The sequence below is a fragment of the Salmonella sp. 3C genome, from assembly GCF_025426275.1.
GTDB classification, from domain to species: Bacteria; Pseudomonadota; Gammaproteobacteria; order Enterobacterales; family Enterobacteriaceae; genus Salmonella; species Salmonella enterica.
On record NZ_CP104858.1, the window covers coordinates 965,260 to 989,167 of the forward strand.

At 52.6% G+C, this 23,908-nt stretch carries 26 protein-coding genes and 1 tRNA gene; 18 read left to right on the plus strand and 9 right to left on the minus strand.

Annotated elements, in window-relative coordinates; translation table 11 throughout:
* Window positions 1–449 precede the first annotated feature (449 nt).
* The 7 genes from galP to ruvX all read left to right on the plus strand — a co-directional run bounded on the left by galP (window position 450) and on the right by ruvX (window position 6,193).
* Window positions 450–1,844: a galactose/proton symporter gene (galP, locus tag N7E69_RS04545; protein WP_001113171.1), complete on the plus strand. Its 1,395-nt coding sequence runs from the start codon at window positions 450–452 to the stop codon at window positions 1,842–1,844.
* Between the two features lie 78 nt (window positions 1,845–1,922).
* On the plus strand, window positions 1,923–2,420 hold the full coding sequence (locus N7E69_RS04550) for a SprT family zinc-dependent metalloprotease (RefSeq protein ID WP_000856775.1): 498 nt from the start codon (window positions 1,923–1,925) through the stop codon (window positions 2,418–2,420).
* Between the two features lie 95 nt (window positions 2,421–2,515).
* Window positions 2,516–3,223: a deoxyribonuclease I gene (gene endA / locus N7E69_RS04555; RefSeq protein WP_000286124.1), complete on the plus strand. Its 708-nt coding sequence runs from the start codon at window positions 2,516–2,518 to the stop codon at window positions 3,221–3,223.
* A 76-nt stretch (window positions 3,224–3,299) separates the two neighbouring features.
* Window positions 3,300–4,031, plus strand: a complete 732-nt coding sequence (gene rsmE, locus N7E69_RS04560; RefSeq protein ID WP_001675718.1) for a 16S rRNA (uracil(1498)-N(3))-methyltransferase — start codon at window positions 3,300–3,302, stop codon at window positions 4,029–4,031.
* Between the two features lie 19 nt (window positions 4,032–4,050).
* Entirely contained in the window at window positions 4,051–4,998 is a 948-nt protein-coding gene (gene gshB, locus N7E69_RS04565; protein WP_000593252.1) for a glutathione synthase, read from the plus strand.
* Between the two features lie 215 nt (window positions 4,999–5,213).
* Entirely contained in the window at window positions 5,214–5,777 is a 564-nt protein-coding gene (locus N7E69_RS04570) for a YqgE/AlgH family protein (protein WP_001053173.1), read from the plus strand.
* Complete coding sequence (ruvX, locus tag N7E69_RS04575; RefSeq protein ID WP_001285490.1) at window positions 5,777–6,193, plus strand: Holliday junction resolvase RuvX; 417 nt, start codon at window positions 5,777–5,779, stop codon at window positions 6,191–6,193. Before N7E69_RS04570 ends, ruvX begins: the two co-directional genes overlap by 1 nt.
* A 46-nt stretch (window positions 6,194–6,239) precedes the next feature.
* Here the strand turns inward: ruvX and N7E69_RS04580 are convergent, their stop codons facing one another.
* Window positions 6,240–6,926: an IclR family transcriptional regulator gene (locus tag N7E69_RS04580; protein ID WP_000098324.1), complete on the minus strand. Its 687-nt coding sequence runs from the start codon at window positions 6,924–6,926 to the stop codon at window positions 6,240–6,242.
* Window positions 6,927–7,058: 132 nt separating this feature from the next.
* Entirely contained in the window at window positions 7,059–8,039 is a 981-nt protein-coding gene (locus N7E69_RS04585) for a type IV pilus twitching motility protein PilT (RefSeq protein ID WP_001055643.1), read from the minus strand.
* 17 nt (window positions 8,040–8,056) lie between these two features.
* On the opposite strand from N7E69_RS04585, the gene N7E69_RS04590 reads away from it, so the two are divergent.
* The 5 genes from N7E69_RS04590 to hemW are packed head-to-tail and all read left to right on the plus strand — an operon-like array spanning window position 8,057 to window position 11,363.
* Complete coding sequence (locus N7E69_RS04590) at window positions 8,057–8,761, plus strand: YggS family pyridoxal phosphate-dependent enzyme (protein WP_000997812.1); 705 nt, start codon at window positions 8,057–8,059, stop codon at window positions 8,759–8,761.
* A gap of 18 nt (window positions 8,762–8,779) precedes the next feature.
* On the plus strand, window positions 8,780–9,346 hold the full coding sequence (locus N7E69_RS04595) for a YggT family protein (protein ID WP_001094850.1): 567 nt from the start codon (window positions 8,780–8,782) through the stop codon (window positions 9,344–9,346).
* Window positions 9,343–9,633, plus strand: a complete 291-nt coding sequence (gene yggU, locus N7E69_RS04600; RefSeq protein WP_001277205.1) for a DUF167 family protein YggU — start codon at window positions 9,343–9,345, stop codon at window positions 9,631–9,633. The genes N7E69_RS04595 and yggU overlap by 4 nt, the downstream gene beginning before the upstream one ends.
* 7 nt (window positions 9,634–9,640) lie before the next feature.
* Window positions 9,641–10,234 carry an XTP/dITP diphosphatase gene (locus tag N7E69_RS04605; protein ID WP_001174769.1) on the plus strand — a complete coding sequence of 198 codons (594 nt, stop codon included), beginning with the start codon at window positions 9,641–9,643 and terminating at the stop codon, window positions 10,232–10,234.
* Complete coding sequence (hemW, locus tag N7E69_RS04610; RefSeq protein WP_001096516.1) at window positions 10,227–11,363, plus strand: radical SAM family heme chaperone HemW; 1,137 nt, start codon at window positions 10,227–10,229, stop codon at window positions 11,361–11,363. Before N7E69_RS04605 ends, hemW begins: the two co-directional genes overlap by 8 nt.
* A gap of 91 nt (window positions 11,364–11,454) precedes the next feature.
* On the opposite strand, the gene N7E69_RS04615 is transcribed toward hemW, so the two are convergent.
* From N7E69_RS04615 to trmB, 5 genes are all read right to left on the minus strand, one after another.
* Window positions 11,455–12,462: a DUF1202 family protein gene (locus tag N7E69_RS04615; protein ID WP_000252201.1), complete on the minus strand. Its 1,008-nt coding sequence runs from the start codon at window positions 12,460–12,462 to the stop codon at window positions 11,455–11,457.
* A gap of 132 nt (window positions 12,463–12,594) precedes the next feature.
* Window positions 12,595–13,641 (minus strand): L-asparaginase 2, encoded by a 1,047-nt coding sequence (gene ansB / locus N7E69_RS04620; RefSeq protein WP_000394189.1) that lies wholly within the window; start codon window positions 13,639–13,641, stop codon window positions 12,595–12,597.
* Window positions 13,642–13,829: 188 nt separating this feature from the next.
* Entirely contained in the window at window positions 13,830–14,549 is a 720-nt protein-coding gene (locus N7E69_RS04625) for a DUF2884 domain-containing protein (protein WP_000984827.1), read from the minus strand.
* Between the two features lie 49 nt (window positions 14,550–14,598).
* Window positions 14,599–14,925 (minus strand): YggL family protein, encoded by a 327-nt coding sequence (locus tag N7E69_RS04630; RefSeq protein WP_001107574.1) that lies wholly within the window; start codon window positions 14,923–14,925, stop codon window positions 14,599–14,601.
* The gene (trmB, locus tag N7E69_RS04635; protein WP_000786890.1) at window positions 14,925–15,644 is read right to left on the minus strand and encodes a tRNA (guanosine(46)-N7)-methyltransferase TrmB; all 720 of its coding nucleotides are present in this window, start codon (window positions 15,642–15,644) and stop codon (window positions 14,925–14,927) included. Before trmB ends, N7E69_RS04630 begins: the two co-directional genes overlap by 1 nt.
* 154 nt (window positions 15,645–15,798) lie before the next feature.
* On the opposite strand from trmB, the gene mutY reads away from it, so the two are divergent.
* The 4 genes from mutY to N7E69_RS04655 all read left to right on the plus strand — a co-directional run bounded on the left by mutY (window position 15,799) and on the right by N7E69_RS04655 (window position 19,825).
* Window positions 15,799–16,851: an A/G-specific adenine glycosylase gene (gene mutY / locus N7E69_RS04640; protein ID WP_001148956.1), complete on the plus strand. Its 1,053-nt coding sequence runs from the start codon at window positions 15,799–15,801 to the stop codon at window positions 16,849–16,851.
* Between the two features lie 27 nt (window positions 16,852–16,878).
* On the plus strand, window positions 16,879–17,154 hold the full coding sequence (locus tag N7E69_RS04645; RefSeq protein ID WP_000091706.1) for an oxidative damage protection protein: 276 nt from the start codon (window positions 16,879–16,881) through the stop codon (window positions 17,152–17,154).
* A 112-nt stretch (window positions 17,155–17,266) separates the two neighbouring features.
* Window positions 17,267–18,352, plus strand: coding sequence for a membrane-bound lytic murein transglycosylase MltC (gene mltC / locus N7E69_RS04650; protein WP_000976289.1), 1,086 nt, complete (start codon window positions 17,267–17,269; stop codon window positions 18,350–18,352).
* A gap of 216 nt (window positions 18,353–18,568) precedes the next feature.
* On the plus strand, window positions 18,569–19,825 hold the full coding sequence (locus N7E69_RS04655; RefSeq protein WP_001049798.1) for a nucleoside permease: 1,257 nt from the start codon (window positions 18,569–18,571) through the stop codon (window positions 19,823–19,825).
* A gap of 61 nt (window positions 19,826–19,886) precedes the next feature.
* Here the strand turns inward: N7E69_RS04655 and N7E69_RS04660 are convergent, their stop codons facing one another.
* Window positions 19,887–22,022 (minus strand): ornithine decarboxylase, encoded by a 2,136-nt coding sequence (locus N7E69_RS04660; RefSeq protein WP_000839715.1) that lies wholly within the window; start codon window positions 22,020–22,022, stop codon window positions 19,887–19,889.
* Window positions 22,023–22,445: 423 nt separating this feature from the next.
* Here N7E69_RS04660 and N7E69_RS04665 point away from each other — a divergent pair, with 423 nt between their 5' ends.
* Window positions 22,446–23,153, plus strand: coding sequence for a DUF554 domain-containing protein (locus tag N7E69_RS04665; RefSeq protein ID WP_000234466.1), 708 nt, complete (start codon window positions 22,446–22,448; stop codon window positions 23,151–23,153).
* A gap of 105 nt (window positions 23,154–23,258) precedes the next feature.
* A tRNA-Phe gene (locus N7E69_RS04670) sits at window positions 23,259–23,334 on the plus strand.
* A 158-nt stretch (window positions 23,335–23,492) separates the two neighbouring features.
* Here N7E69_RS04670 and N7E69_RS04675 read toward each other — a convergent pair.
* On the minus strand, window positions 23,493–23,873 hold the full coding sequence (locus N7E69_RS04675; RefSeq protein WP_000582672.1) for a VOC family protein: 381 nt from the start codon (window positions 23,871–23,873) through the stop codon (window positions 23,493–23,495).
* Window positions 23,874–23,908: the final 35 nt, after the last annotated feature.

Consider the following 23,908-nt stretch of genomic DNA (forward strand, 5'->3'; position numbering starts at 1 on the left):
GTACTTATCAAGGCCAGCGCCCTGCTGGCCTTTATCATTGCTGATACACGCAACGTTATCAGATATTCCAGCGTGAATTTATACTGACCTTTTTGTGATGCGCAGCACAATCCACTCTCCCCTTTCGTTTCTTCGACTACACTTTTTATCATTCAGTTTCAGTCATCATGAAAGCGGTTACATTCATTTTCATTAAGAACTGACCGCCTCACTATCGGTATGCTAATTCTACGATGAAAATATTACATAATTTTTCAACTTTGTCTGAATACCAGGCGATTGATATGGTTATAAGATTATTAAAACTATTATTTTTCAGATAATTAAATAATCACCGAGATAAATAGTAGTGTAAACGATTACACCATTGTGATTAGCCTCACATCTTTTTACGGCGTACTCACCTACTCTTAACATCGATAAAATTGCTAACCCAACCGGAGGGCATAATGCCTGACAATAAAAAACAAGGGCGTTCCAACAAGGCCATGACATTTTTTGTCTGCTTTCTTGCAGCCCTGGCAGGATTACTTTTTGGCCTGGATATCGGCGTTATCGCCGGTGCTTTACCCTTCATTACCGACGAGTTTCAGATTACCGCACACACTCAGGAATGGGTGGTCAGCTCCATGATGTTTGGCGCGGCCGTCGGCGCTGTCGGCAGCGGCTGGCTCTCCTTTAAGCTGGGTCGTAAAAAAAGCCTGATGATCGGCGCTATCCTGTTCGTCGCCGGTTCGCTGTTCTCCGCTGCGGCGCCTAACGTTGAAGTCCTGATTATTTCTCGCGTGCTGCTGGGTCTGGCCGTCGGCGTCGCTTCCTACACTGCACCGTTGTACCTGTCCGAGATCGCGCCGGAAAAAATTCGCGGCAGTATGATCTCAATGTACCAACTCATGATCACCATCGGGATTCTGGGCGCTTATCTGTCAGATACCGCGTTCAGCTACAGCGGCGCATGGCGCTGGATGCTCGGCGTGATCATCATCCCGGCCATTCTGCTGCTGATCGGCGTCTTCTTCCTGCCGGACAGCCCGCGCTGGTTTGCGGCAAAACGCCGCTTCCATGATGCTGAACGCGTCCTGTTGCGCCTGCGTGACACCAGTGCGGAAGCAAAACGTGAGCTCGATGAAATTCGCGAAAGTTTGCAGGTTAAACAGAGCGGTTGGGCGCTGTTCAAAGAGAACAGCAACTTCCGCCGCGCCGTGTTTCTTGGCATTTTGTTGCAGGTCATGCAGCAATTTACCGGGATGAACGTCATCATGTATTACGCGCCGAAAATCTTCGAACTGGCGGGGTACACGAATACCACGGAGCAGATGTGGGGCACCGTTATTGTTGGTCTGACTAACGTGCTGGCAACCTTCATCGCTATCGGCCTGGTTGACCGCTGGGGCCGCAAGCCGACCCTGACGCTGGGCTTCCTGGTCATGGCGATTGGTATGGGGATTCTGGGTACGATGATGCACATCGGCATCCATTCGCCGTCTGCGCAATACTTCGCTATCGCTATGCTGCTGATGTTCATCATTGGATTTGCGATGAGCGCTGGTCCGCTGATTTGGGTACTGTGCTCCGAAATCCAGCCGCTGAAAGGCCGCGATTTCGGCATCACCTGCTCCACCGCGACCAACTGGATCGCCAATATGATCGTCGGCGCAACGTTCCTGACCATGCTGAACAATCTGGGTAACGCCAACACCTTCTGGGTCTACGCTGGCCTGAACGTGCTGTTTATCCTGCTGACCCTGTGGCTGGTGCCGGAAACCAAACACGTTTCGCTGGAACACATTGAACGTAACCTGATGAAAGGTCGTAAACTGCGCGAAATCGGCGCCCACGACTAATCCCTCCACGCTTCCTCCTGCCACAGGAGGAAGCGTTTTTCTTGCAGTCCCTCTTCCGTCGCACTATTCTCTGCCGCTATGAAAACCCCTCGTCTCCCTATCGCTATCCAGCAGGCCGTGATGCGCCGTCTGCGGGAAAATCTCGCCCAGGCGAACCTCAAGCTCGATAGACATTATCCGGAGCCGAAACTGGTGTATACGCAACGCGGCACCTCGGCGGGCACCGCCTGGCTGGAGAGCTACGAAATCCGCCTCAACCCGGTGTTACTGCTGGAAAACATCGACACCTTTATAGCAGAGGTCGTGCCGCATGAACTGGCGCATCTGTTGGTGTGGAAGCACTTCGGACGCAAGGCTCCGCATGGCAAGGAATGGAAGTGGATGATGGAAAGCGTGCTGGGCGTTCCGGCCAGACGTACTCATCAATTTGCGCTGCAATCCGTACGGCGCAACACCTTTCCCTACCATTGCCAATGCCAGCAACATCAACTCACCGTCCGCCGTCATAATCGGGTAGTACGCGGCGAAGCGGTTTATCGTTGCGTTCACTGCGGCGAACCACTGGTCGCCGGGTAGTTTCCCGAAACGTCCGGGAACTTTCCTGAGCGGACTGATTGCATACAGACACAACTTTCGTTACGTTGCGGGCTCGTTTTGCTATGGAGTGTGCAATGTACCGTAATTTTTCTTTTGCCGCTGCGTTGCTGGCCGCAGCGTTTTCAGGCCAGGCCCTGGCCGATGGCATTAACAATTTTTCTCAGGCCAAAGCGGCGAGCGTCAAAGTCAATGCCGACGCGCCCGGCAGCTTTTACTGCGGGTGCCAAATCCGCTGGCAGGGTAAAAAAGGCGTCGTAGACCTGGAGTCCTGCGGCTATAAGGTGCGTAAAAACGAGAATCGCGCCAGACGCATTGAGTGGGAGCACGTTGTCCCCGCCTGGCAATTCGGTCATCAGCGCCAGTGCTGGCAGGACGGCGGGCGAAAAAACTGCGCTAAAGACCCGGTCTACCGCAAAATGGAAAGCGATATGCATAACCTGCAACCCGCGATTGGCGAAGTGAATGGCGATCGCGGCAACTTTATGTATAGCCAGTGGAACGGCGGCGAAGGTCAGTACGGGCAGTGCGCCATGAAAGTAGATTTCAAAGCGAAGCTCGCCGAGCCGCCCGCCCGCGCCCGTGGCGCAATCGCCCGCACTTATTTTTATATGCGCGACCAATACCAACTGAAACTTTCCCGCCAACAAACGCAGCTTTTTAACGTCTGGGATAAGCAGTACCCCGTTACCGCCTGGGAGTGCGAGCGCGATGCGCGTATCGCGAAGGTCCAGGGTAATCATAATCCCTATGTGCAACGCGCTTGCCAGGCGCGAAAGAGCTAACCTACACTAGCGGGATTCTTGTTAACCCATGCCCTGGATAGCCAAACGCCGGGGCCATGACGCGGATTTTTTTATTATGCGTATTCCCCGCATTTATCACCCTGAATTGTTGACGTCCGGTACGCAGATTTCGTTATGCGAAGATGCGGCCAACCATATTGGTCGTGTACTGCGCATGGGAGCGGGACAAGCGTTACAGCTGTTTGACGGCAGTAATCAGGTATTCGATGCTGAAATCATTAGCGCCAGTAAGAAAAGCGTTGAAGTGCAAGTGATGAAAGGCGAAATCGACGATCGTGAATCGCCGCTACATATCCATCTGGGCCAGGTGATGTCGCGCGGTGAAAAAATGGAATTTACTATCCAGAAATCGATCGAACTAGGTGTAAGCCTCATTACGCCACTGTTCTCTGAGCGCTGCGGCGTTAAACTGGATAATGAACGTCTGAACAAAAAGCGCCAGCAGTGGCAAAAGATCGCCATCGCCGCCTGCGAACAATGCGGGCGTAACCGGGTGCCGGAAATTCGCCCGCCGATGGCGCTGGAAGCCTGGTGCGCCGAGCAAGATTCCGGGCTGAAGCTCAATCTTCATCCGCGCGCCCATGCCAGCATCAACACTCTGCCGCTGCCGGTTGAACGCGTCCGACTGCTGATCGGCCCGGAAGGCGGGCTGTCGGCGGACGAAATCGCGATGACCGCGCGCTATCAGTTTACTGATATTCTGTTAGGACCTCGCGTTCTGCGTACTGAGACAACCGCGCTCACCGCCATTACCGCGCTACAGGTGCGTTTTGGCGACTTAGGATGAAGCGTTAACGGAGAAAATAATGATCAAGCTCGGCATCGTGATGGACCCCATCGCACACATCAACATCAAGAAAGACACCAGTTTCGCTATGCTGCTGGAAGCCCAACGTCGTGGTTATGAACTTCATTATATGGAGATGGCCAACCTTTATCTGATTAACGGCGAAGCCCGCGCCCGCACGCGAACGTTGAGCGTGGAGCAAAATTACGATAAATGGTACGAGTTCGGCAGCGAGCAGGAGATTAAACTCGCCGATCTGGACGTCATTTTGATGCGCAAAGATCCGCCGTTTGATACCGAGTTTATTTATGCGACCTATATTCTGGAACGCGCTGAAGAAGAAGGGACGCTGATCGTCAACAAACCGCAAAGCCTGCGCGACTGTAATGAAAAACTGTATACTGCCTGGTTTGCCGATCTGACGCCGGAAACGCTGGTAACGCGCAATAAAGCGCAGCTCAAAGCGTTTTGGGAAAAGCACGGCGATATCATTATGAAACCGCTGGACGGTATGGGCGGCGCGTCCATTTTCCGCGTTAAGGAAGGCGATCCTAACATAGGCGTTATTGCCGAAACGCTGACCGAGCTGGGCAACCGCTACTGCATGGCACAGAACTATTTGCCCGCGATCAAAGATGGCGATAAGCGCGTCCTGGTCGTCGACGGCGAGCCGGTGCCTTACTGCCTGGCGCGTATTCCGCAGGGCGGCGAAACCCGCGGCAACCTGGCGGCTGGTGGTCGCGGCGAACCCCGTCCGTTGAGCGAAAGCGACTGGGAAATCGCCCGCCGCGTTGGGCCAACGCTTAAAGCCAAAGGGCTTATTTTCGTCGGTCTGGATATTATCGGCGACCGCTTAACGGAAATTAACGTGACCAGCCCAACCTGCGTGCGTGAAATTGAAGCGGAATACCCGATCTCTATCACCGGGATGTTGATGGACGCCATCGAAGCGCGTCTGGCGAAGTAAAGGTTTATTGCCCGGTGGCGTGCGCTTACCGGGCCTGAGCAATCACGCCGCCCCGGTCGGATAAGGCGGCGCATCAGCATCGCCATCCGGCAGTCTATTGCCCGATAAGGCCACCGTCCTTTGGCAAAAGACGGCTTATATGAGTGACAACCGTCCGCTTTCCCCACATACTGAACACTGTCGTTTTTTTGAACCAGGAAACAGAACCTCTGACAATGAATTTACAGCATCACTTTCTTATTGCCATGCCTGCGCTCCAGGACCCGATTTTCCGCCGTTCCGTGGTGTATATTTGCGAGCACAACCAGGACGGCGCTATGGGGATTATTGTTAATAAGCCTTTGGAAAATCTGCAAATTGAAGGGATTCTGGAAAAACTAAAAATTACGCCGGAACCGCGCGATTCGTCAATTCGTCTTGATAAAGCCGTGATGCTCGGCGGCCCGCTGGCGGAAGATCGCGGATTTATTCTCCATACTCCGCCGTCACGTTTCGCCTCCAGCATTCGTATCTCAGACAATACCGTGATTACCACCTCCCGCGATGTGCTGGAAACGTTAGGTACCCAACAACAGCCTTCCGATGTACTGGTCGCGCTGGGCTACGCCTCCTGGGATAAAGGCCAGCTTGAACAAGAGCTGCTTGATAACGCCTGGCTTACCGCGCCCGCCGATCTCAATATTTTGTTCAAAACACCCATTGCCGAGCGCTGGCGCGAAGCGGCAAAACTTATTGGCATTGATATTCTGACCATGCCTGGCGTTGCGGGGCACGCCTGATGAGCGACACCTTACTGGCCTTTGACTTCGGCACAAAAAGCATCGGCGTTGCAATAGGACAACGCATTACCGGCACCGCCCGTCCGCTTCCGGCAATCAAAGCACAGGACGGCACGCCCGACTGGATGCTCATTGAACGTTTGCTGAAAGAGTGGCAGCCGGACGAAATTATTGTCGGGCTACCGCTCAATATGGATGGCACTGAACAGCCGCTGACGGCGCGCGCACGTAAATTCGCCAACCGTATTCATGGGCGTTTCGGGGTAACTGTCACGCTGCACGATGAACGACTCAGCACCGTTGAAGCACGCTCCGGTCTGTTTGAACGAGGTGGGTATCGCGCACTGAACAAAGGCAAAGTGGACTCGGCCTCCGCCGTGATTATCCTCGAAAGCTATTTTGAACAGGGGTATTAAAGCCGTTTTTGTCAGCAGGCGGATAACGCGGTCACGGTTGCCAGGCTTACTGGGCAATAAGCTGGTTTAATGCCTTCAACGCCTGTAAACGCGCAGCCGCCTCCGCCTCATCAATTCGCCACATTCCCGCAAAGGCCAGCGCTGCGGCGTGCTTGTCTAGCGGTTGCGCCATAGAAACTTCACCATCAGCGTGATGCCACAGCACGTATCCCCGCTGGCGCTGCTGCGCCACATGCGGCGCCAGATTACGCCACTGCTCCGGAGTAAAACGCTGCATTAGCGCCTCATCGCTTTCTGCCGCCAGTAACGCCACTCCTGTTACCGACTGCCAGGCCGGGCACATGCGAAACCCCGCCAGCGCCTGACTTCCCTGCGAACCCGGCGTAGAGTGATAAATATAGATAATCTGGTCTTCCCATAGCACGCCTAATGCCACCACGATGTCTTTGGGCGCATGGCGTTCAAGGATAGGCAACGCATGGGAGAACAGCGCTGAACCACGAATCGCCTGCGCCGCCAAAGCATGAATGCCTGGCCCGGGTAAATAGCGTCGGTGCTCATCCTGCATCGTGAGTCCAATAGAGGCCATCGTCATTAACAGGCGATTAACGCGCGTGGTATTAATATCCATCAGCCGGGCAAGCTCGCGACATCCGATAGCACGGTCGCTGGAAACCAGATATTGCAGACAGCGAATGCCATCTATCAGGCTTTGATTCGGTTGTGATGACATCGTTAAATGGCTTCGCTGTGGTTTTAACAAAGCTGCGATTTTAACGCCGGTTCGCCAGGATACAAGCCTGCATGCCGTTCAATCCACCGCGCCAGTCAACACTTTCCTCCCCCCCCTACGCCGCCATCTTCGCTACAGCCGTCCCTGCACCTGACGCCATTGCGCGCTCTGGGCGAATGTCATCATCCCCTGCTGCTGCCCGGTTTGTATCACGTGGGCCAACTGATGGAGTTTGCCTTCACGGATCAAATTCCCTGTGGCTGGCGTATTAATCAGTAATTCAAACAACGCCACGCGCCCATCCTGTCTGTCGACCTCCAGTTTTTGCGATAGTACAGCGCGCAGACTACCCGCCAGTTGACTGCGTACCGGTTCTTTTTCCTGCGCCGGAAAACTATCCACTAATCTTTCCACCGCCTGCGCCGCACCGCGAGTATGCAGGGTTGCCAGTACCAGATGCCCCGTTTCCGCCGCCGTCAGCGCCAGGCGAATGGTCTCGCTGTCACGCAGCTCTCCCAGTAAAATGACATCGGGATCTTCACGTAACGCCGCGCGCAGCCCGGCGGCAAAAGTGGCGCAATGCTGGCCGATTTCCCGCTGCTGTATCAGGCAACGCTTGCTGGTGTAACGGTACTCAATAGGATCTTCCAGCGTCAGGATGTGTTTATCGGCATGTTGATTAAGATGTCCCACCATCGCCGCCAGCGTAGTGGATTTCCCGCAGCCAGTAGCGCCAGTGACCAGAATCAGTCCGTTCTCGCTGGCAAGCAGTGCGGGTACTATCGGCGGCGTCTGGATTTCCGCCAGATCAGGACAACGCTCGGGCAATAGCCGTAGCGCCAGCGACGTTCCCTGTTGATGTGTGAACGCACTGGCGCGCAGGCGCCGCGTGCCAGACAGCGAGACGGCGAAATCAAGCTGGCCGTGCGTTCGCCACTGATATTGTTGCGCATCATTAAGCCAATCAAGCAGAAGCCTGTCGACATCAGGCGCGGTAAAAGGCGCGTTCTCCATGCGTCCTTGTTTGCGCCATCGCGCAGGCCAGGCGTTACACAGGTGTAGATCCGAGACGTTATGCTTTACACTAAGCGTCACAATTTCTTCCATATTCATATAAACATCCTCGGAAAATGAACGATATCGCGCATAACCTGGCATACATCCGGGACAAAATCTCCGCCGCGGCGACGCGTTGCGGCCGCTCTTCAGAAGAAGTTACGTTGCTTGCAGTGAGTAAAACCAAACCTGCGAGCGACATCGCAGAAGCCATTGCCGCCGGACAACGGGCATTTGGTGAAAATTATGTACAAGAGGGGGTGGAAAAAATCCGCCACTTTCAGGAAGCGAAAGTGGAAGGCCTGCACTGGCACTTTATTGGCCCTTTACAGTCCAACAAAAGTCGGCTGGTGGCCGAGCATTTTGACTGGTGTCATACCATCGATCGCCTGCGTATCGCCTCGCGGCTGAGCGAACAGCGCCCGGATAATCTGCCGGCGCTAAATGTTCTGATCCAAATTAATATCAGCGATGAAAACAGCAAATCAGGCATTCCGCTGGCGGAACTGGATGAGCTGGCCGCGGCGGTGGCAACACTGCCGCGTCTGCGGCTTCGCGGACTGATGGCGATCCCGGCGCCAGAGTCAGATTATGTAAGGCAGTTTGAAGTCGCACGTCAAATGGCTGTAGCATTTGCCGGGCTGAAAGCGCGCTACCCTGACGTTGATACCCTATCTCTGGGTATGAGCGACGATATGGAAGCCGCGATTGCGGCAGGTAGCACAATGGTGCGCATCGGCACCGCTATCTTTGGTGCTCGTGATTACACAAAAAATTAAGGAAAACTGAGGAACGCCATGAATACGTTGACCTTCCTGCTCTCAACGGTAATTGAGCTGTATACCATGGTGCTATTATTGCGCGTGTGGATGCAGTGGGCCCGCTGTGACTTTTACAACCCTTTCTCCCAGTTCGTGGTGAAAATTACGCAGCCCATCATCGGACCGCTGCGTCGTATTATCCCGCCAATGGGGCCGATTGACAGCGCTTCCCTGCTGGTGGCGTTTATTCTTAGCGTTATTAAGGCGATAGTGCTGTTTAAGGTCATTACGTTTCAGGCGATTATCTGGATTGCCGCGGTGCTTATCTTGCTTAAAACAACCGGCCTGCTGATCTTCTGGGTGCTGCTGGTCATGGCTATCATGAGCTGGGTGAGCCAGGGTCGTAGCCCGATTGAATATGTATTGATTCAGCTTGCCGAGCCGCTGCTCAGCCCGATTCGCCGTATACTGCCTGCGATGGGCGGCATCGACTTCTCGCCGATGGTTCTGGTGCTGCTGCTGTATGTCGTTAATATGGGGATCGCTGAAGTCTTACAAGCGACAGGCAACATGTTGCTGCCGGGGCTGTGGATGGCGTTATGAGTGCTGTGACTCGCTGCGAAGACGGTCTGGTGTTGCGGCTTTATATTCAGCCGAAAGCCAGCCGCGACAGTATTGTGGGCTTACATGGCGACGAGGTGAAAGTCGCCATTACCGCCCCGCCGGTTGACGGTCAGGCAAACAGCCATCTGACCAAGTTTCTCGGTAAACAGTTTCGCGTGGCGAAAAGTCAGATCGTCATCGAAAAAGGCGAGCTGGGCCGTCACAAACAGGTAAAAATTATTCACCCGCAACAGATCCCGCCGGAAATTGCGGCGTTAACTGAGTAGGTACTCCATGCAAAAAGTTGTTCTCGCAACCGGCAACGCCGGTAAAGTGCGCGAGCTCGCGTCGCTGTTAAGCGATTTTGGGCTTGATGTGGTAGCGCAAACGGAACTGGGCGTCGATTCCGCGGAAGAAACCGGCCTGACGTTTATTGAAAACGCGATTCTCAAAGCGCGCCATGCCGCCAAAATGACCGGCCTGCCCGCCATTGCCGATGACTCCGGTCTGGCCGTTGACGTTTTAGGCGGCGCGCCGGGTATCTATTCCGCGCGCTATTCTGGCGAAAACGCGACAGATCAGCAAAATCTGGAAAAACTGCTGCATACTCTACGGGATGTTCCGGACGACAAACGCCAGGCGCGATTCCATTGTGTACTGGTTTATTTGCGTCATGCGGAAGATCCCACACCGATAGTCTGTCACGGTAGCTGGCCTGGCGTCATTACTCGCCAGGCGGCCGGAAATGGCGGATTTGGCTATGATCCCATTTTCTTCGTACCGTCTGAAGGCAAAACCGCCGCAGAACTGACCCGTGAAGAAAAAAGCGCGATTTCCCACCGTGGACAAGCGCTCAAGCTGCTGCTGGATGCGTTACGCAATGGCTAAACTACCGCCGCTCAGTCTTTATATTCATATTCCCTGGTGTGTACAAAAATGTCCATATTGCGACTTCAATTCCCATGCGTTGAAGGGCGAGGTGCCACATGACGACTACGTCCAGCATCTGTTAAACGATCTGGATGCCGACGTCGCCTGGGCGCAAGGGCGTGAAGTAAAGACCATTTTTATTGGCGGCGGTACGCCAAGCCTGCTTTCCGGGCCGGCGATGCAAACGCTGCTGGACGGCGTGCGTGCGCGCCTGAATCTGGCGGCGGATGCGGAAATTACTATGGAAGCGAACCCCGGCACGGTCGAAGCCGACCGCTTCATCGACTATCAGCGCGCCGGCGTAAACCGGATCTCCATTGGCGTGCAGAGCTTTAGTGAGCCTAAGCTGAAACGTCTTGGCCGTATTCACGGTCCACAAGAGGCGATACGGGCAGCAAGACTGGCAAATGGACTTGGGCTACGCAGCTTTAACCTCGACTTGATGCATGGATTGCCGGATCAAACGCTGGAAGAGGCGCTGAATGATTTGCGACAGGCGATTGCGCTTAATCCGCCGCATCTCTCATGGTATCAATTGACGATTGAACCCAACACTTTGTTCGGTTCGCGTCCGCCGGTTTTACCGGACGATGACGCTCTGTGGGATATCTTTGAGCAGGGCCACCAGTTATTAACCGCCGCGGGCTATCAGCAATACGAAACGTCGGCCTATGCCAAACCCGGTTATCAGTGCCAGCATAATCTGAACTACTGGCGCTTTGGCGACTATCTGGGTATTGGCTGCGGCGCCCACGGTAAAGTCACCTTCCCGGGCGGCAGGATCCTGCGCACCACCAAAACCCGTCACCCACGCGGTTATATGCAGGGACGTTACCAGGAAAGCCAGCGTGACGTGAGTGATGATGACAAACCCTTTGAGTTCTTTATGAACCGTTTTCGGTTGCTGAAGCGCGCGCCTCGCGCCGAATTTGTCGATTATACCGGGCTTACGGAAGCGGTTATTCGTCAGCCAATCGACGAGGCTATTGCCCAGGGCTACCTGACCGAATGCGAGCAATACTGGCAGATTACCCGGCACGGTAAACTGTTTTTAAACTCTCTTCTTGAGTTGTTTCTCGCGGAATAACAAGGAATAAGCCTGTAGCGCCAGCGGGTAAAATATCTGATGGCGCGACGCTTACCGACCTGTGGCGGTTAATGCGCCGCCGGCAAGCGCATTATTTAATAACCCCTTTACGACGCAAATCGTCGGTATCTTTTTTCCAGCGCTCGTAACCGTCATTAATATCCATAATTTTCACACGGATATCACTCTGTTGCATCTGAAGTTTCTGTACCGCTATATTCAGCGGATATTGTTCTTTCTCTAACGTTATCCAGTCATTCTGCGCTTTTCGACGCAGCTCTTCTGATTTCAAAAATACCTGCCGCCGTTGCTCGTGTATGTCTAAATCTCTTTTCTGCTGAATAACCGCTTCATTGCACGGCTCACTCTGCTTACGACACGCGTCTAATGCCGGTTGATAGACCTCTTTTTCGTATTTCTCGGCATATACGCTGCTATCGTTGGCTTTTACATAATCATCGCGCTCTTTTAACGTCTTTTTAAACGCCTCGGCGCGGGTCAACGGTTTCCCATCAGCGCCTTTTCCCCAATACGCGTCCGCTTCTTTTTTAGCTACCGCTATTTTCTTATCCAGGGCAGAGAGTTGTTCTTCAAGACCGGGGATCGACGCTTTCTGCGCACGCCAGGAGGCTTCAATGTTGCCAAACCGATAGTTAAAGTCATCACTGTTGACGATCAGGTATTTATCATTCGTTTTAATGTCGTCAATAGCCCGTCCCTGATCGCTGGCTGCCATTTGTAATGAGTAATAGCTCACCGTCCAGCCAGAGGCTGGCGTCCCTTTGCTGGTTAACATGGCAGAAAATTTAACGGGACGATCTTTGGTCCAGGTTTTTTCAACAAAATAATAATCCGCCGCCATACCAACGCCGGTATACATATCTTCACGGGAAGAAATATCCCCTTCGGCAGACCAGGTGGCCTGATTGCCCGTCGAATCAAGATTTTTTAAGGTAATGGAATCCAGTTTAAGTATGCCGTGGTACTGCTTACTAAACTGTTCTTTTAAGATGTTATCGGAGGGTTGAGCAACCTCTGCCCAACTATAGCCTGAAATCAGGGCAAATAGCGCTGCGCCAGCAATCCATTGTCGAACCACTTGTGGACCTCCCGTCCAGAGACATGACGCCCACGATTATCATAACCAGGATGATAATTAGCAAGATAATAGTGTTGGTTGTGCGAGAGGTCTTCCAAAGATGGCCCCGGCCTTCCGACCGGGGCATTATCTTTAATACTGATTGAACATCGTCTGGATCTGTTTTGGATCTTTAGTCTGGGTTAACGCCAGTTGCAGTAAGACACGCGCTTTTTGCGGGTTCAGCGTGCCGGAAGCGACAAAGCCGTATTTTGCATCGTCAACTTCCGCATCCTGCGTGGTTGCGCCAGTCGGCACACGTGAAGAACGCACCACTACCGTACCGTTGTGCGCGGCGGTCGCCAGGGTATCAAAGACCGTTTTATACAGGTTGCCGTTACCCACGCCTGCGCTCACGATCCCGTCATAACCCGCGTCTACCAGCGCTTTTGCCGGCAGATCGGACGCATTCGCATAGTTATAAACGATACCGACTTTCGGCAACGCGGTCAGCTTCGACACGTCGAACGGGGTGGAGGTGGTATGTTTACGCTCTGGCGTACGCTGGTAGTCAATTTTACCGTTGTGGATATAACCCAGCGGGCCGTAGTTAACCGCTTTAAACGTCGCCACGTCAGTCGTATTGGTCTTAGTGACGTCGCGTCCGTCCATGACGGTATCATTCATTACCACCAGCACGCCGCGGTTGGCAGACTGTTTATCAGCCGCTGTTACTACCGCATTATAGAGGTTGAACGGGCCATCTGCGCTCATTGACGTGGAAGGACGCATCGCGCCGACCAGTACCACCGGTTTATTGCATTTCACGGTCAGATCGAGGAAATAAGCGGTCTCTTCCATCGTATCAGTACCGTGGGTGATCACGAAACCGTCGGTGCTGTCACACTCGGTATTGATTTTTTTCGCCAGCGTGAGCCAGACTTCATCGTTCATATCCTGCGAGCCAATGTTAACGACCTGCTCGCCTTTCACTACCGCAATGTCCTTCAATTGAGGAACGGCATCCACCAGATTTTCGACGCCAACTTTACCTGCCGTATAATTTGATTTTGTTGCTGAATCACCGCCACCAGCGATCGTTCCGCCGGTCGCTAAGATGGTGATATTCGGTAAAGCGAACGCTGCGCCGCTGAAACCCATTACCAGAGCAGCTAATGCCGTTTTCCTGAAAAACTCCATGTTATATCTCCAGTTATGTCAACTGGTCGCATTATCCCTATATTGCAGACGAATAATGTGATGTCATACGATTAACCAGCGATATATATCCAACAGAGAGTATTTTTTAGAGATGGATAACAAAATGCAGGAAAAAACAGAATAAAAAGGCGCAGATACGATCTACGCCATTGTTTAAAAAGGAAAGATTACTTCAGGCTGCCAACCAGCGCTTTGCGGCTATCTTCTAAGGTCACTACGCGGCTACAGACATCTTTGCCAAACTGCTGGAAATCTTTCTCCTGATTTTTCCATTCGTTCTGGATAGCGGTTTGCAAACCACCGAGGCTGCCCATCACGCCCTGTAAAGGATTGCCGCCGCCTTTAAGCACCGCTTTGGCGCCCATTTCGTTAATGCTGTCCTGCAAAATACCGCCCATCGCCTGATTCACCAACTGCTGACCGTCGGCACGCACCTGGTCGATAGCCTTATAGTGGAACGTCAGGCCGTCCGTACGATGTTCGATAATGCGGTTCATTTGCGCTTTTAATTGCGCATCAAGCTTCGTCAGACGGCTACGCATGTTGCTGCTTTCGCCCACCTCTTTAGCGATGATTTTATCCAGCGCCACGCGGCCTTTTTCGACGCGCGATCGGGCGCCCTCATCAATCCACGGCAGCGCGCTTCGCAGCTCCGCCTGGTAATCTTTCGCTTGCTCGCGCTGCGCGGCGCTAAGGGTGTACTGCTTACCGTTGTACATCACATTGCCGTCCGGCGTGATCACCAGGTTGCCGTTTTCACCTTTCACCTGCACCGTTTGTGGACTCAGGATCACATCGTCACGCGGCGTGACGCTGCATTTGTAATCTGCATGAGCGGCCATCGCCGTAAACGTTAGCACTGCCGCCAGCAGCGTTTTGCGCATCATAACTTTCCCTCAAGACAAAGCGGGCCGGCATTTGCCGACCCTGTACTTATTAGTCCCACCAAACGTCGAAAAGTTCGCTGGTTCGGACTTCTTCAAGGTTGCGCGCTTCCAGCCACTTACGCACAATCGCCTGATGTTCTTCGGTACATTTACCGATTTCCTGCATACAAATCAGCCCTTCCCAGGCCAGGTAGCCGCTGCCGTCAAACGCCAGTTTATTAGGCTCAATAACGTCATTAATAAAGTCATCGACAGTCTTATCGACCTGCTCTTCAGATGTACCTTCCGGAAAACGCCATGCCACCGAAAATCCTAATTCCTGGAATTCGTCAATGTGCATTTTTTTACGCAGACGACGACTACGGTTCTTTGCCATTATTTCACCCTCTCGAACATTAAGTCCCATACGCCATGACCAAGACGATGGCCACGTTGTTCAAATTTCGTTACCGGGCGCGATTCCGGGCGCGGTACATAATCATTGCTCTCTGACAGATTTTTGTACCCGTCGATAGAAGACATGACTTCAAGCATGTGTTCCGCATACGCTTCCCAGTCGGTCGCCATATGGAAAACGCCGCCCAATTTCAGCTTGCTCAATACCAGTTCAGCAAACGGCACCTGAACGATACGGCGTTTATTATGACGCGCTTTATGCCACGGGTCAGGGAAAAAGAGCTGAACCATCGATAAAGAATTGTCAGGAATCATTTTATGCAACACTTCTACCGCGTCGTGGCACATGACGCGCAGGTTTTCAACGCCCTCTTCATGAGCGGATGCCAGACACGCGCCGACACCGGGTGAATGCACTTCAATGCCGAGGAAATTCTGCTCCGGGCGCGCTTTCGCCATCGCCACGAGAGACGCCCCCATGCCAAAACCAATCTCCAGCGTCACCGGCGCTTCGCGACCAAACAACGTGGCGAAATCTACCGGCGCTTCGCTGAACTCGACGCCCATCACCGGCCAGTAGTTTTCCAGCGCGTGTTCTTGCCCCTTTGTCAGTCGCCCCTGGCGACGAACAAAACTACGAATACGGCGCAGCGGGCGACCGTTTTCATCAAATTCCGGTGAAATGACGTCGTTTTTCATAAAAGTGTAGTCTGCTGTGTTTGAGTTCTGAAAACGGGCATTATCCAAAGTTAGTTGCCGGATGCAAGCATGAAGCGCACTGCGGAAAGTTCCGGTTTACACCCTGCGGCCTCTGTGCTGCAATCTTGCCCCCGGCAATAATGAATGAGTTTCCATGCAAGCGTCTCAATTTTCAGCCCAGGTTCTGGACTGGTACGACAAATACGGGCGGAAAACGCTGCCCTGGCAAATTAACAAGACGCCTTACAAAGTATGGCTCTCGGAAGTCATGTTGCAACAAACGCAGGTGACGACGGTGATTCCTTACTTTGAGCGATTTATGGCGCGCTTTCCGACGGTAACGGATTTAGCGAATGCGCCGCTGGATGAAGTACTCCATTTATGGACCGGGCTCGGCTATTACGCCCGCGCACGTAATTTGCATAAAGCGGCGCAACAGGTGGCGACGCTTCACGGTGGAGAATTCCCGCAAACTTTTGCCGAAATCGCCGCGCTCCCCGGCGTCGGACGTTCAACCGCCGGCGCAATTCTCTCCCTCGCGTTAGGTAAACATTATCCGATTCTTGATGGAAACGTTAAACGTGTGCTGGCTCGCTGTTATGCTGTTAGCGGCTGGCCTGGAAAAAAAGAGGTGGAGAATACGCTGTGGACGTTGAGCGAGCAAGTGACGCCCGCACGCGGCGTGGAGCGTTTTAATCAGGCGATGATGGATCTGGGCGCAATGGTTTGTACGCGTTCAAAGCCAAAGTGCACCCTGTGTCCGCTGCAAAACGGTTGTATCGCCGCTGCGCATGAAAGCTGGTCACGCTATCCGGGCAAGAAACCGAAACAGACGTTGCCGGAGCGGACGGGTTACTTTTTATTGTTACAGCATAATCAGGAGATTTTCCTGGCGCAGCGCCCTCCCAGCGGTTTATGGGGCGGACTCTACTGCTTCCCGCAGTTCGCCAGAGAAGATGAATTACGTGAATGGCTGGCGCAACGGCATGTTAACGCTGATAATTTGACCCAGCTTAATGCGTTTCGCCACACATTTAGCCATTTCCATCTGGATATTGTGCCTATGTGGCTTCCCGTGTCGTCACTGGACGCCTGCATGGATGAAGGCAGCGCGCTCTGGTATAACTTAGCGCAACCGCCGTCAGTCGGACTGGCGGCCCCCGTGGAGCGCTTGTTACAGCAGTTACGTACCGGAGCGCCAGTTTAACGCCCCGGTCGATGAAGAGGATGACTTATGAGCAGAACGATTTTTTGTACTTACCTGCAACGCGACGCTGAAGGGCAAGATTTTCAGCTCTACCCTGGCGAACTGGGAAAACGTATCTATAACGAGATCTCTAAGGACGCGTGGGCGCAGTGGCAGCATAAGCAGACCATGTTGATTAACGAGAAAAAGCTCAACATGATGAACGCCGAGCACCGTAAGCTGCTGGAACAGGAGATGGTGAGCTTCCTGTTCGAAGGCAAAGACGTTCATATCGAAGGTTATACGCCGGAAGATAAAAAATAGGCCCGTTGCTGAATGAGGCTGCGCTTATTCGGCCTGTGAGTTATGCCGGATAAGCCCTTAGCGCCGCTGCCCGGCAACATGGCATAACGACAACACAACATGCACTCCCGGAATGATGAAAAAATTACTCGCGCTTGCTGTTATTGCGCCGTTGCTCATCTCCTGCTCCAGTTCGACCAAAAAAGGCGAGACGTATAATGAAGCCTGGGTCAAGGATACCAACGGCTTTGATATTTTGATGGGGCAATTTGCCAACAATATTGAAAATCTGTGGGGATATAAGGAAGTCCTGATCGCCGGGCCGAAAGACTACGTCAAATATACCGATCAGTTCCAGACCCGTAGCCACATCAACTTTGATGATGGGACCATTACCGTTGAAACCATCGCCGGGACGGAACCTACCGCACATCTGCGCCGGGCCATTATTAAAACGTTGCTCATGGGTGACGACCCAACCTCCGTCGATCTTTACTCCGATGTCGATGACATAAAAATTTCTAAAGAACCCTTCCTGTATGGTCAGGTCCTCGACAATACCGGCCAGCCTATTCGCTGGGAAGGCCGCGCCACGACATTCGCGGATTACTTGCTGAAAACGCGGCTCAAAAGCCGCAGTAACGGCCTGCGTATTATTTACAGCGTCACCATTAATCTGGTGCCGAACCACCTTGATAAACGCGCGCATAAATACATTGGCATGGTACGCCAGGCCTCCCGTAAATACGGCGTTGACGAGTCGCTGATTCTGGCGATTATGCAAACGGAGTCCTCGTTTAACCCGTATGCGGTCAGCCATGCGGATGCGCTGGGCCTGATGCAGGTAGTGCAACACAGCGCCGGGAAAGATGTTTTCCGTTCTCAGGGTAAGTCCGGCACGCCAAGCCGTAACTTCCTGTTCGACCCCGCCAGCAATATCGATACCGGCACAGCGTATCTGGCAATGTTGAATAATGTCTATCTGAGCGGTATCGAGAATCCGACGTCGCGGCGCTATGCGGTCATTACCGCCTACAATGGCGGCGCAGGCAGCGTATTACGCGTATTCTCGAACGATAAGATTCAGGCCGCGAATATGATTAACCGCATGTCGCCGGGGGATGTGTACCAGATATTAACCACCCGACATCCATCTGCGGAGTCGCGCCGCTATCTGTATAAGGTGAATTCCGCCCAGCGATCGTATCGCCGCCGATAAACCATCGCATCCCGCCTCTGGTTGGCAAATGACAGAGGCGGGAAAGGTAAAAGCGTTAACTCCGTCACCCTTTTGCTTTGCAAGCAGAAATTGTTTGCAAATATTTGTCACAGGTAACAAAAAAAGCCCGCCTCTCATTGATAGAATCACACCAAATCACAACGGCAAATGTGCCTTTTAAAACATTCATCCGCTCTCAGGTGTGAGAAAATTAACATGAATCTTAAGCTGCAGCTTAAAATACTCTCTTTTCTGCAGTTCTGTCTGTGGGGAAGCTGGCTCACTACCCTGGGCTCGTATATGTTCGTCACCTTAAAATTTGACGGCGCATCTATTGGCGCAGTTTATAGTTCACTGGGGATTGCCGCCGTCTTTATGCCGACCTTGCTAGGCATTGTGGCTGACAAATGGCTGAGCGCGAAATGGGTCTATGCCCTGTGTCATGTTCTCGGCGCCATCACGCTATTCATGGCCGCGGAAGTCACTACGCCTGGGGCGATGTTCTTTGTGATCCTGCTTAACTCGTTGGCCTATATGCCGACGTTGGGCTTGATCAATACTATATCGTATTACCGCCTGCAGTCTGCCGGCATGGATATTGTGACTGACTTCCCGCCTATCCGTATCTGGGGCACCATTGGCTTTATTCTGGCGATGTGGGGCGTGAGTTTCTCCGGTTTCGAGCTGAGCCATATGCAGCTTTATATCGGCGCGACGCTTTCCGTTCTGCTGGTACTGTTTACCTTTACCCTGCCGCACATTCCGGTGGCGAACCAACAGAAAAACCAGAGCTGGACATCAATGCTGGGCCTTGACGCTTTTGCGCTGTTTAAAAATAAGCGGATGGCGATTTTCTTCATCTTCTCCATGATGCTGGGCGCGGAACTGCAGATCACCAACATGTTTGGCAACACCTTCCTGCATAGCTTTGATAAAGATCCGCTATTCGCCAGTAGCTTTATCGTGCAGCACGCCTCGGTGATGATGTCGATTTCGCAGATTTCTGAAACGTTATTCATCCTGACCATTCCGTTCTTCCTGAGCCGTTATGGTATTAAGAACGTTATGCTTATCAGTATTGTGGCGTGGATGCTGCGTTTCGGCCTGTTCGCTTATGGCGACCCGACGCCGTTCGGTACCGTTCTGCTGGTATTGTCGATGATTGTGTACGGCTGCGCCTTCGACTTCTTCAACATTTCTGGCTCGGTGTTTGTCGAAAAAGAAGTACGCCCGGAAATCCGCGCCAGCGCGCAGGGGATGTTCCTGATGATGACCAATGGCTTCGGCTGTATCCTTGGCGGCATTGTGAGCGGTAAAGTGGTGGAGTATTACACTCAAAACGGCATTACCGACTGGCAGACCGTGTGGCTCATCTTCGCAGGCTACTCGCTGGTGCTGGCCTTCGCGTTCGTAGCCTTGTTCAAATACAAACACGTTCGCGTTCCGGCAAGTTCGCAACCCGTTGCACATTAATCCTTGCCCTGTTTCGCAGGCCGGATAAGGCGTAAATGCCTTATCCGGCCTGCAGGCAACGTTACTTTAAAACATATCCGTACAAGCGTTGAATTCCATCGGCATCGGTCTCGCTATATACCCCCTGCAATTCCGGCGAAAAACCGGGCAACAGATTGATGCCCTCTTCCAGCGCCAAAAAATAACGCTGCGCCGCGCCACCCCAAATCTCCCCCGGCACCACGCACAGTACGCCCGGCGGGTATGGCAATGCCCCCTCGGCAGCAATACGCCCGCCCGCCTCGCTGATACGCACCAGCTCTACATCGCCGCGAATAAAGGCGCTGTTGGCATCCTGTGGGTTCATCGCCACATGCGGCAGGCTTTCTTTGCGAAACATCGCTTTTTGCAGATCCTTAACGTCAAAGCTAACGTACAGGTTGTGCATCTCCTGACATAGCTCACGCAGGGTGTAATCGCGGTAGCGCACCGGGTATTTCTGAAAAACCGTCGGCAATACATCCGCAAGCGGCGTATCGTCTTCAATGTGCCGTTCAAATTGCGCCAGCATCGCGACCAGCCGCGCCAGTTTCTCTTCGCTCTCGGCGGGTGTCAGCAAGAACAGAATCGAGTTGAGATCGCATTTCTCAGGCACAATACCGTTCTCACGCAGATAGTGGGCGAGAATGGTCGCCGGGATGCCGAATTCGGTGTACTGCCCGCTATCGGCATCAATACCTGGCGTGGTCAGTAACAGTTTACAGGGGTCGACAAAATACTGGTCATCCGCATAACCCTCAAAGCCATGCCATTTCGCCCCGGGCTCAAAACTGAAGAAACGACGATTGCTGGCAATGGTCTCCGTCGGATATGCCTGCCACGGCTTGCCGTCAACCACCAGTGGGATAAAGGGCTGAAGCAGTTTGCAACGGGCGAGAATGGCTTTACGCGCGTCAATGCCCAGCGCAACGCACTCCGCCCACAGGCGGCGACCGCTCTCCCCTTCGTGGATTTTGGCATTGATATCCAGCGCCGCAAACAGCGGGTAGAACGGACTGGTCGAGGCGTGCAACATGAAGGCGTTGTTCAGGCGTTTGTGCGGGCAAAAACGCGCCTGGCCGCGAATATGGTTATCTTTTTTGTGGATCTGCGAGGTTTGTGAGAACCCCGCCTGTTGCTTATGTACCGATTGGGTCACAAAGATCCCAGGGTCGTTTTCATTAAGCTCCAGCCGCAACGGCGAGGTATCCGCCATCATATTGATAAACTGCTCATAGCCTACCCACGCGGAGTCAAACAGAATGTAATCGCAGAGATGCCCGATTTTATCCACCACCTGACGGGCGTTGTAAATAGTGCCGTCATAGGTACCCAGTTGAATGATCGCCAGGCGGAACGGACGCGATGCATCGGCGCTTTCCGGCATCACATCACGAATCTGGTCGCGCAGGTACGTTTCATCAAAACAGTGCGCATCAATACCACCGATAAAACCAAACGGGTTGCGCGCCGCTTCAAGATAGACCGGCGTCGCCCCGGCCTGAATCAGGGCGCCGTGGTGGTTGGATTTGTGATTATTACGATCAAACAGCACCAGATCGCCGCGCGTCAGCAGGGCATTGGTGACCACTTTATTCGCCGCCGAAGTTCCATTCAGCACAAAATAGGTTTTATCCGCATTAAACACTTTTGCCGCAAATTTCTGCGCGTGTTTGGCAGAACCTTCATGTATTAGCAGATCGCCAAGTTTCACATCGGCGTTACACATATCCGCACGAAACAGGTTTTCACCAAAAAAGTCATAAAAATGGCGGCCTGCGGGATGTTTTCTAAAAAACTCGCCATGCTGGTGCCCCGGACAAGCAAAGGTACTATTCCCCATGTCGACATATTGGGTCAGGGTGTCATAAAAGGGCGGCAGAAGTTCCGCTTCGTAGCGACTGGCGGCGTTTTCCAACTCCAGCCATTCCTGCGCGTTCCCGCCGATTACCGCCGTAACGCCGACAGGCGCGCTGACGGGTTCATCCGCAAGCATAAACACCGGCAGGTGAAAACCGGTGCGTTTAAGCAACGCCAGAATACCGCTACGGCTGTCGGCAGTGGTAATGACGACTGCGGCCACATCGGTAAAGTCGGTACTGTCCAGCGCCACTACGTTTCGGTGGGTGGAGAGACAGGGGATGAGTTCACCGCTGGCGGCAATATTCATTGATTTCATAAGCGCAAATACCCGTTTCGGGAGTAGAGTAACCCCAGACAAGGCCCGATGCCTTGCCCAACGAGATGCCGGGTCAAACTGGATACCAGCTCCGACCGCCAGACATCAGTAAAAACAGACTGTTTCTGATTTTACTGTTGTCCTGCAGTGAGCGTGCGCTGCCCTCACCGCATAGCGGGGATGACAAAAAAAGAAAGAAAGGGGCAAACCTCGCGCAGTCAGGCGACAGTGAAGACAATATAAAGGCGCTATGTTCATCCCGGCGAGCCCCATGCTGGCAGGAGAAATTTCGCGCAATCATGGCACCTTTCACCAGGCGGCGCAAGGTAAAATCAGCGCTCTATACGTCACAGATAATCAAGCTATTAACAGCTTAATCGCGTGATAATAAGGCAATTTGAAAGACAAATAACAGGAGTCATTGTGGTAATTGGACCTTTTATTAACGCTGGCGCAATTTTATTCGGCGGCGTTATTGGCGCGCTGTTAAGTCAGCGTCTGCCAGAACGGATTCGCGTCTCAATGACGTCTATTTTTGGTCTGTGCTCTCTGGGAATTGGTATTCTGCTGGTGATGAAGTGCGCTAATCTTCCGGTGATGGTGCTGGCGACGCTGGTCGGCGCGCTCATCGGCGAGTTTTGTTTGCTGGAAAAAGGCATTAATGGCGCAGTCGCGAAAATCCAACAATTATTTATGGCATCGGGTAAGAAACCGACACACGACTCATTTATTCAAAGTTACGTCGCTATCATTGTACTTTTTTGCGCCAGCGGCACCGGTATTTTCGGCGCGATGCATGAAGGGATGACCGGCGATCCAAACATTTTGATCGCTAAATCTTTTCTGGATTTTTTCACTGCCATAATTTTCGCCTGTTCGCTTGGCATCGCCGTTTCGGCGATTTGCGCACCGATGTTGATTATCCAGTTAACGCTTGCCGCCTGCGCCACCCTCATTCTTCCACTGACCACGCCGGCAATGATGGGCGACTTTAGCGCCGTGGGCGGACTGCTGCTGGTGGCGACCGGCTTGCGTGTATGTGGAATCAAAATGTTTCCGGTAGTGAATATGCTCCCGGCGCTGTTGCTGGCGATGCCGATCTCCGCCGCATGGGCGATGTTTTTTGCCTGATTCTGCGTGCAATAACAACAAAGTGGTGATAGATTGTGCAGTCTACGTTGATTTGAAGAAATTTCATTGACGAAGCGAGGCGATTACGGTTTAATGCGCCTCGTTGCCCGGATAGCTCAGTCGGTAGAGCAGGGGATTGAAAATCCCCGTGTCCTTGGTTCGATTCCGAGTCCGGGCACCACCTTTCCTTTTTTATGCTTTCTTATGAATTCCTCGATGTCTTCAAGTCAATAAGTTTGAACATAGACTCTTTCCAGAAATTATTGCCATATGATCTCCATTAGACCAATATAAACGGATGCGTGATCATAATAAAGGCAGTAATAGTAAGTTTTAACATTAAACATACTGCGAAATTTCAATTAAGTTTCCATCAGGGTCCCTGATGTAGATAGACATTATCTCGCCTGTGGCTCCAGTTCTCTCAACCGGGCCTTCAACAATGGGAATGCCTGCCTGTAAGATCTCAGACACAACATCATTTATCGGTGTCGATGTAATAAAACATAAATCGGCAGATCCCGGCGTTGGTCTACTCGCTTTTGGTTCGAACTCCATTTCTTGCTGATGGAGGTTAATTTTTTGCGCTCCAAATATTAACGCTTTTCTGTTTTGTTTAAATGTTACCGCAGAAAAACCAAGTACCTCTTCGTAGAATCTTATTGTGGTTGATATATCAGATACCGTTAATACAAGGTGATCAATTCTGTCAATTATCATTTGAATAGACTCATGATGTTTATATTTTAGGGATG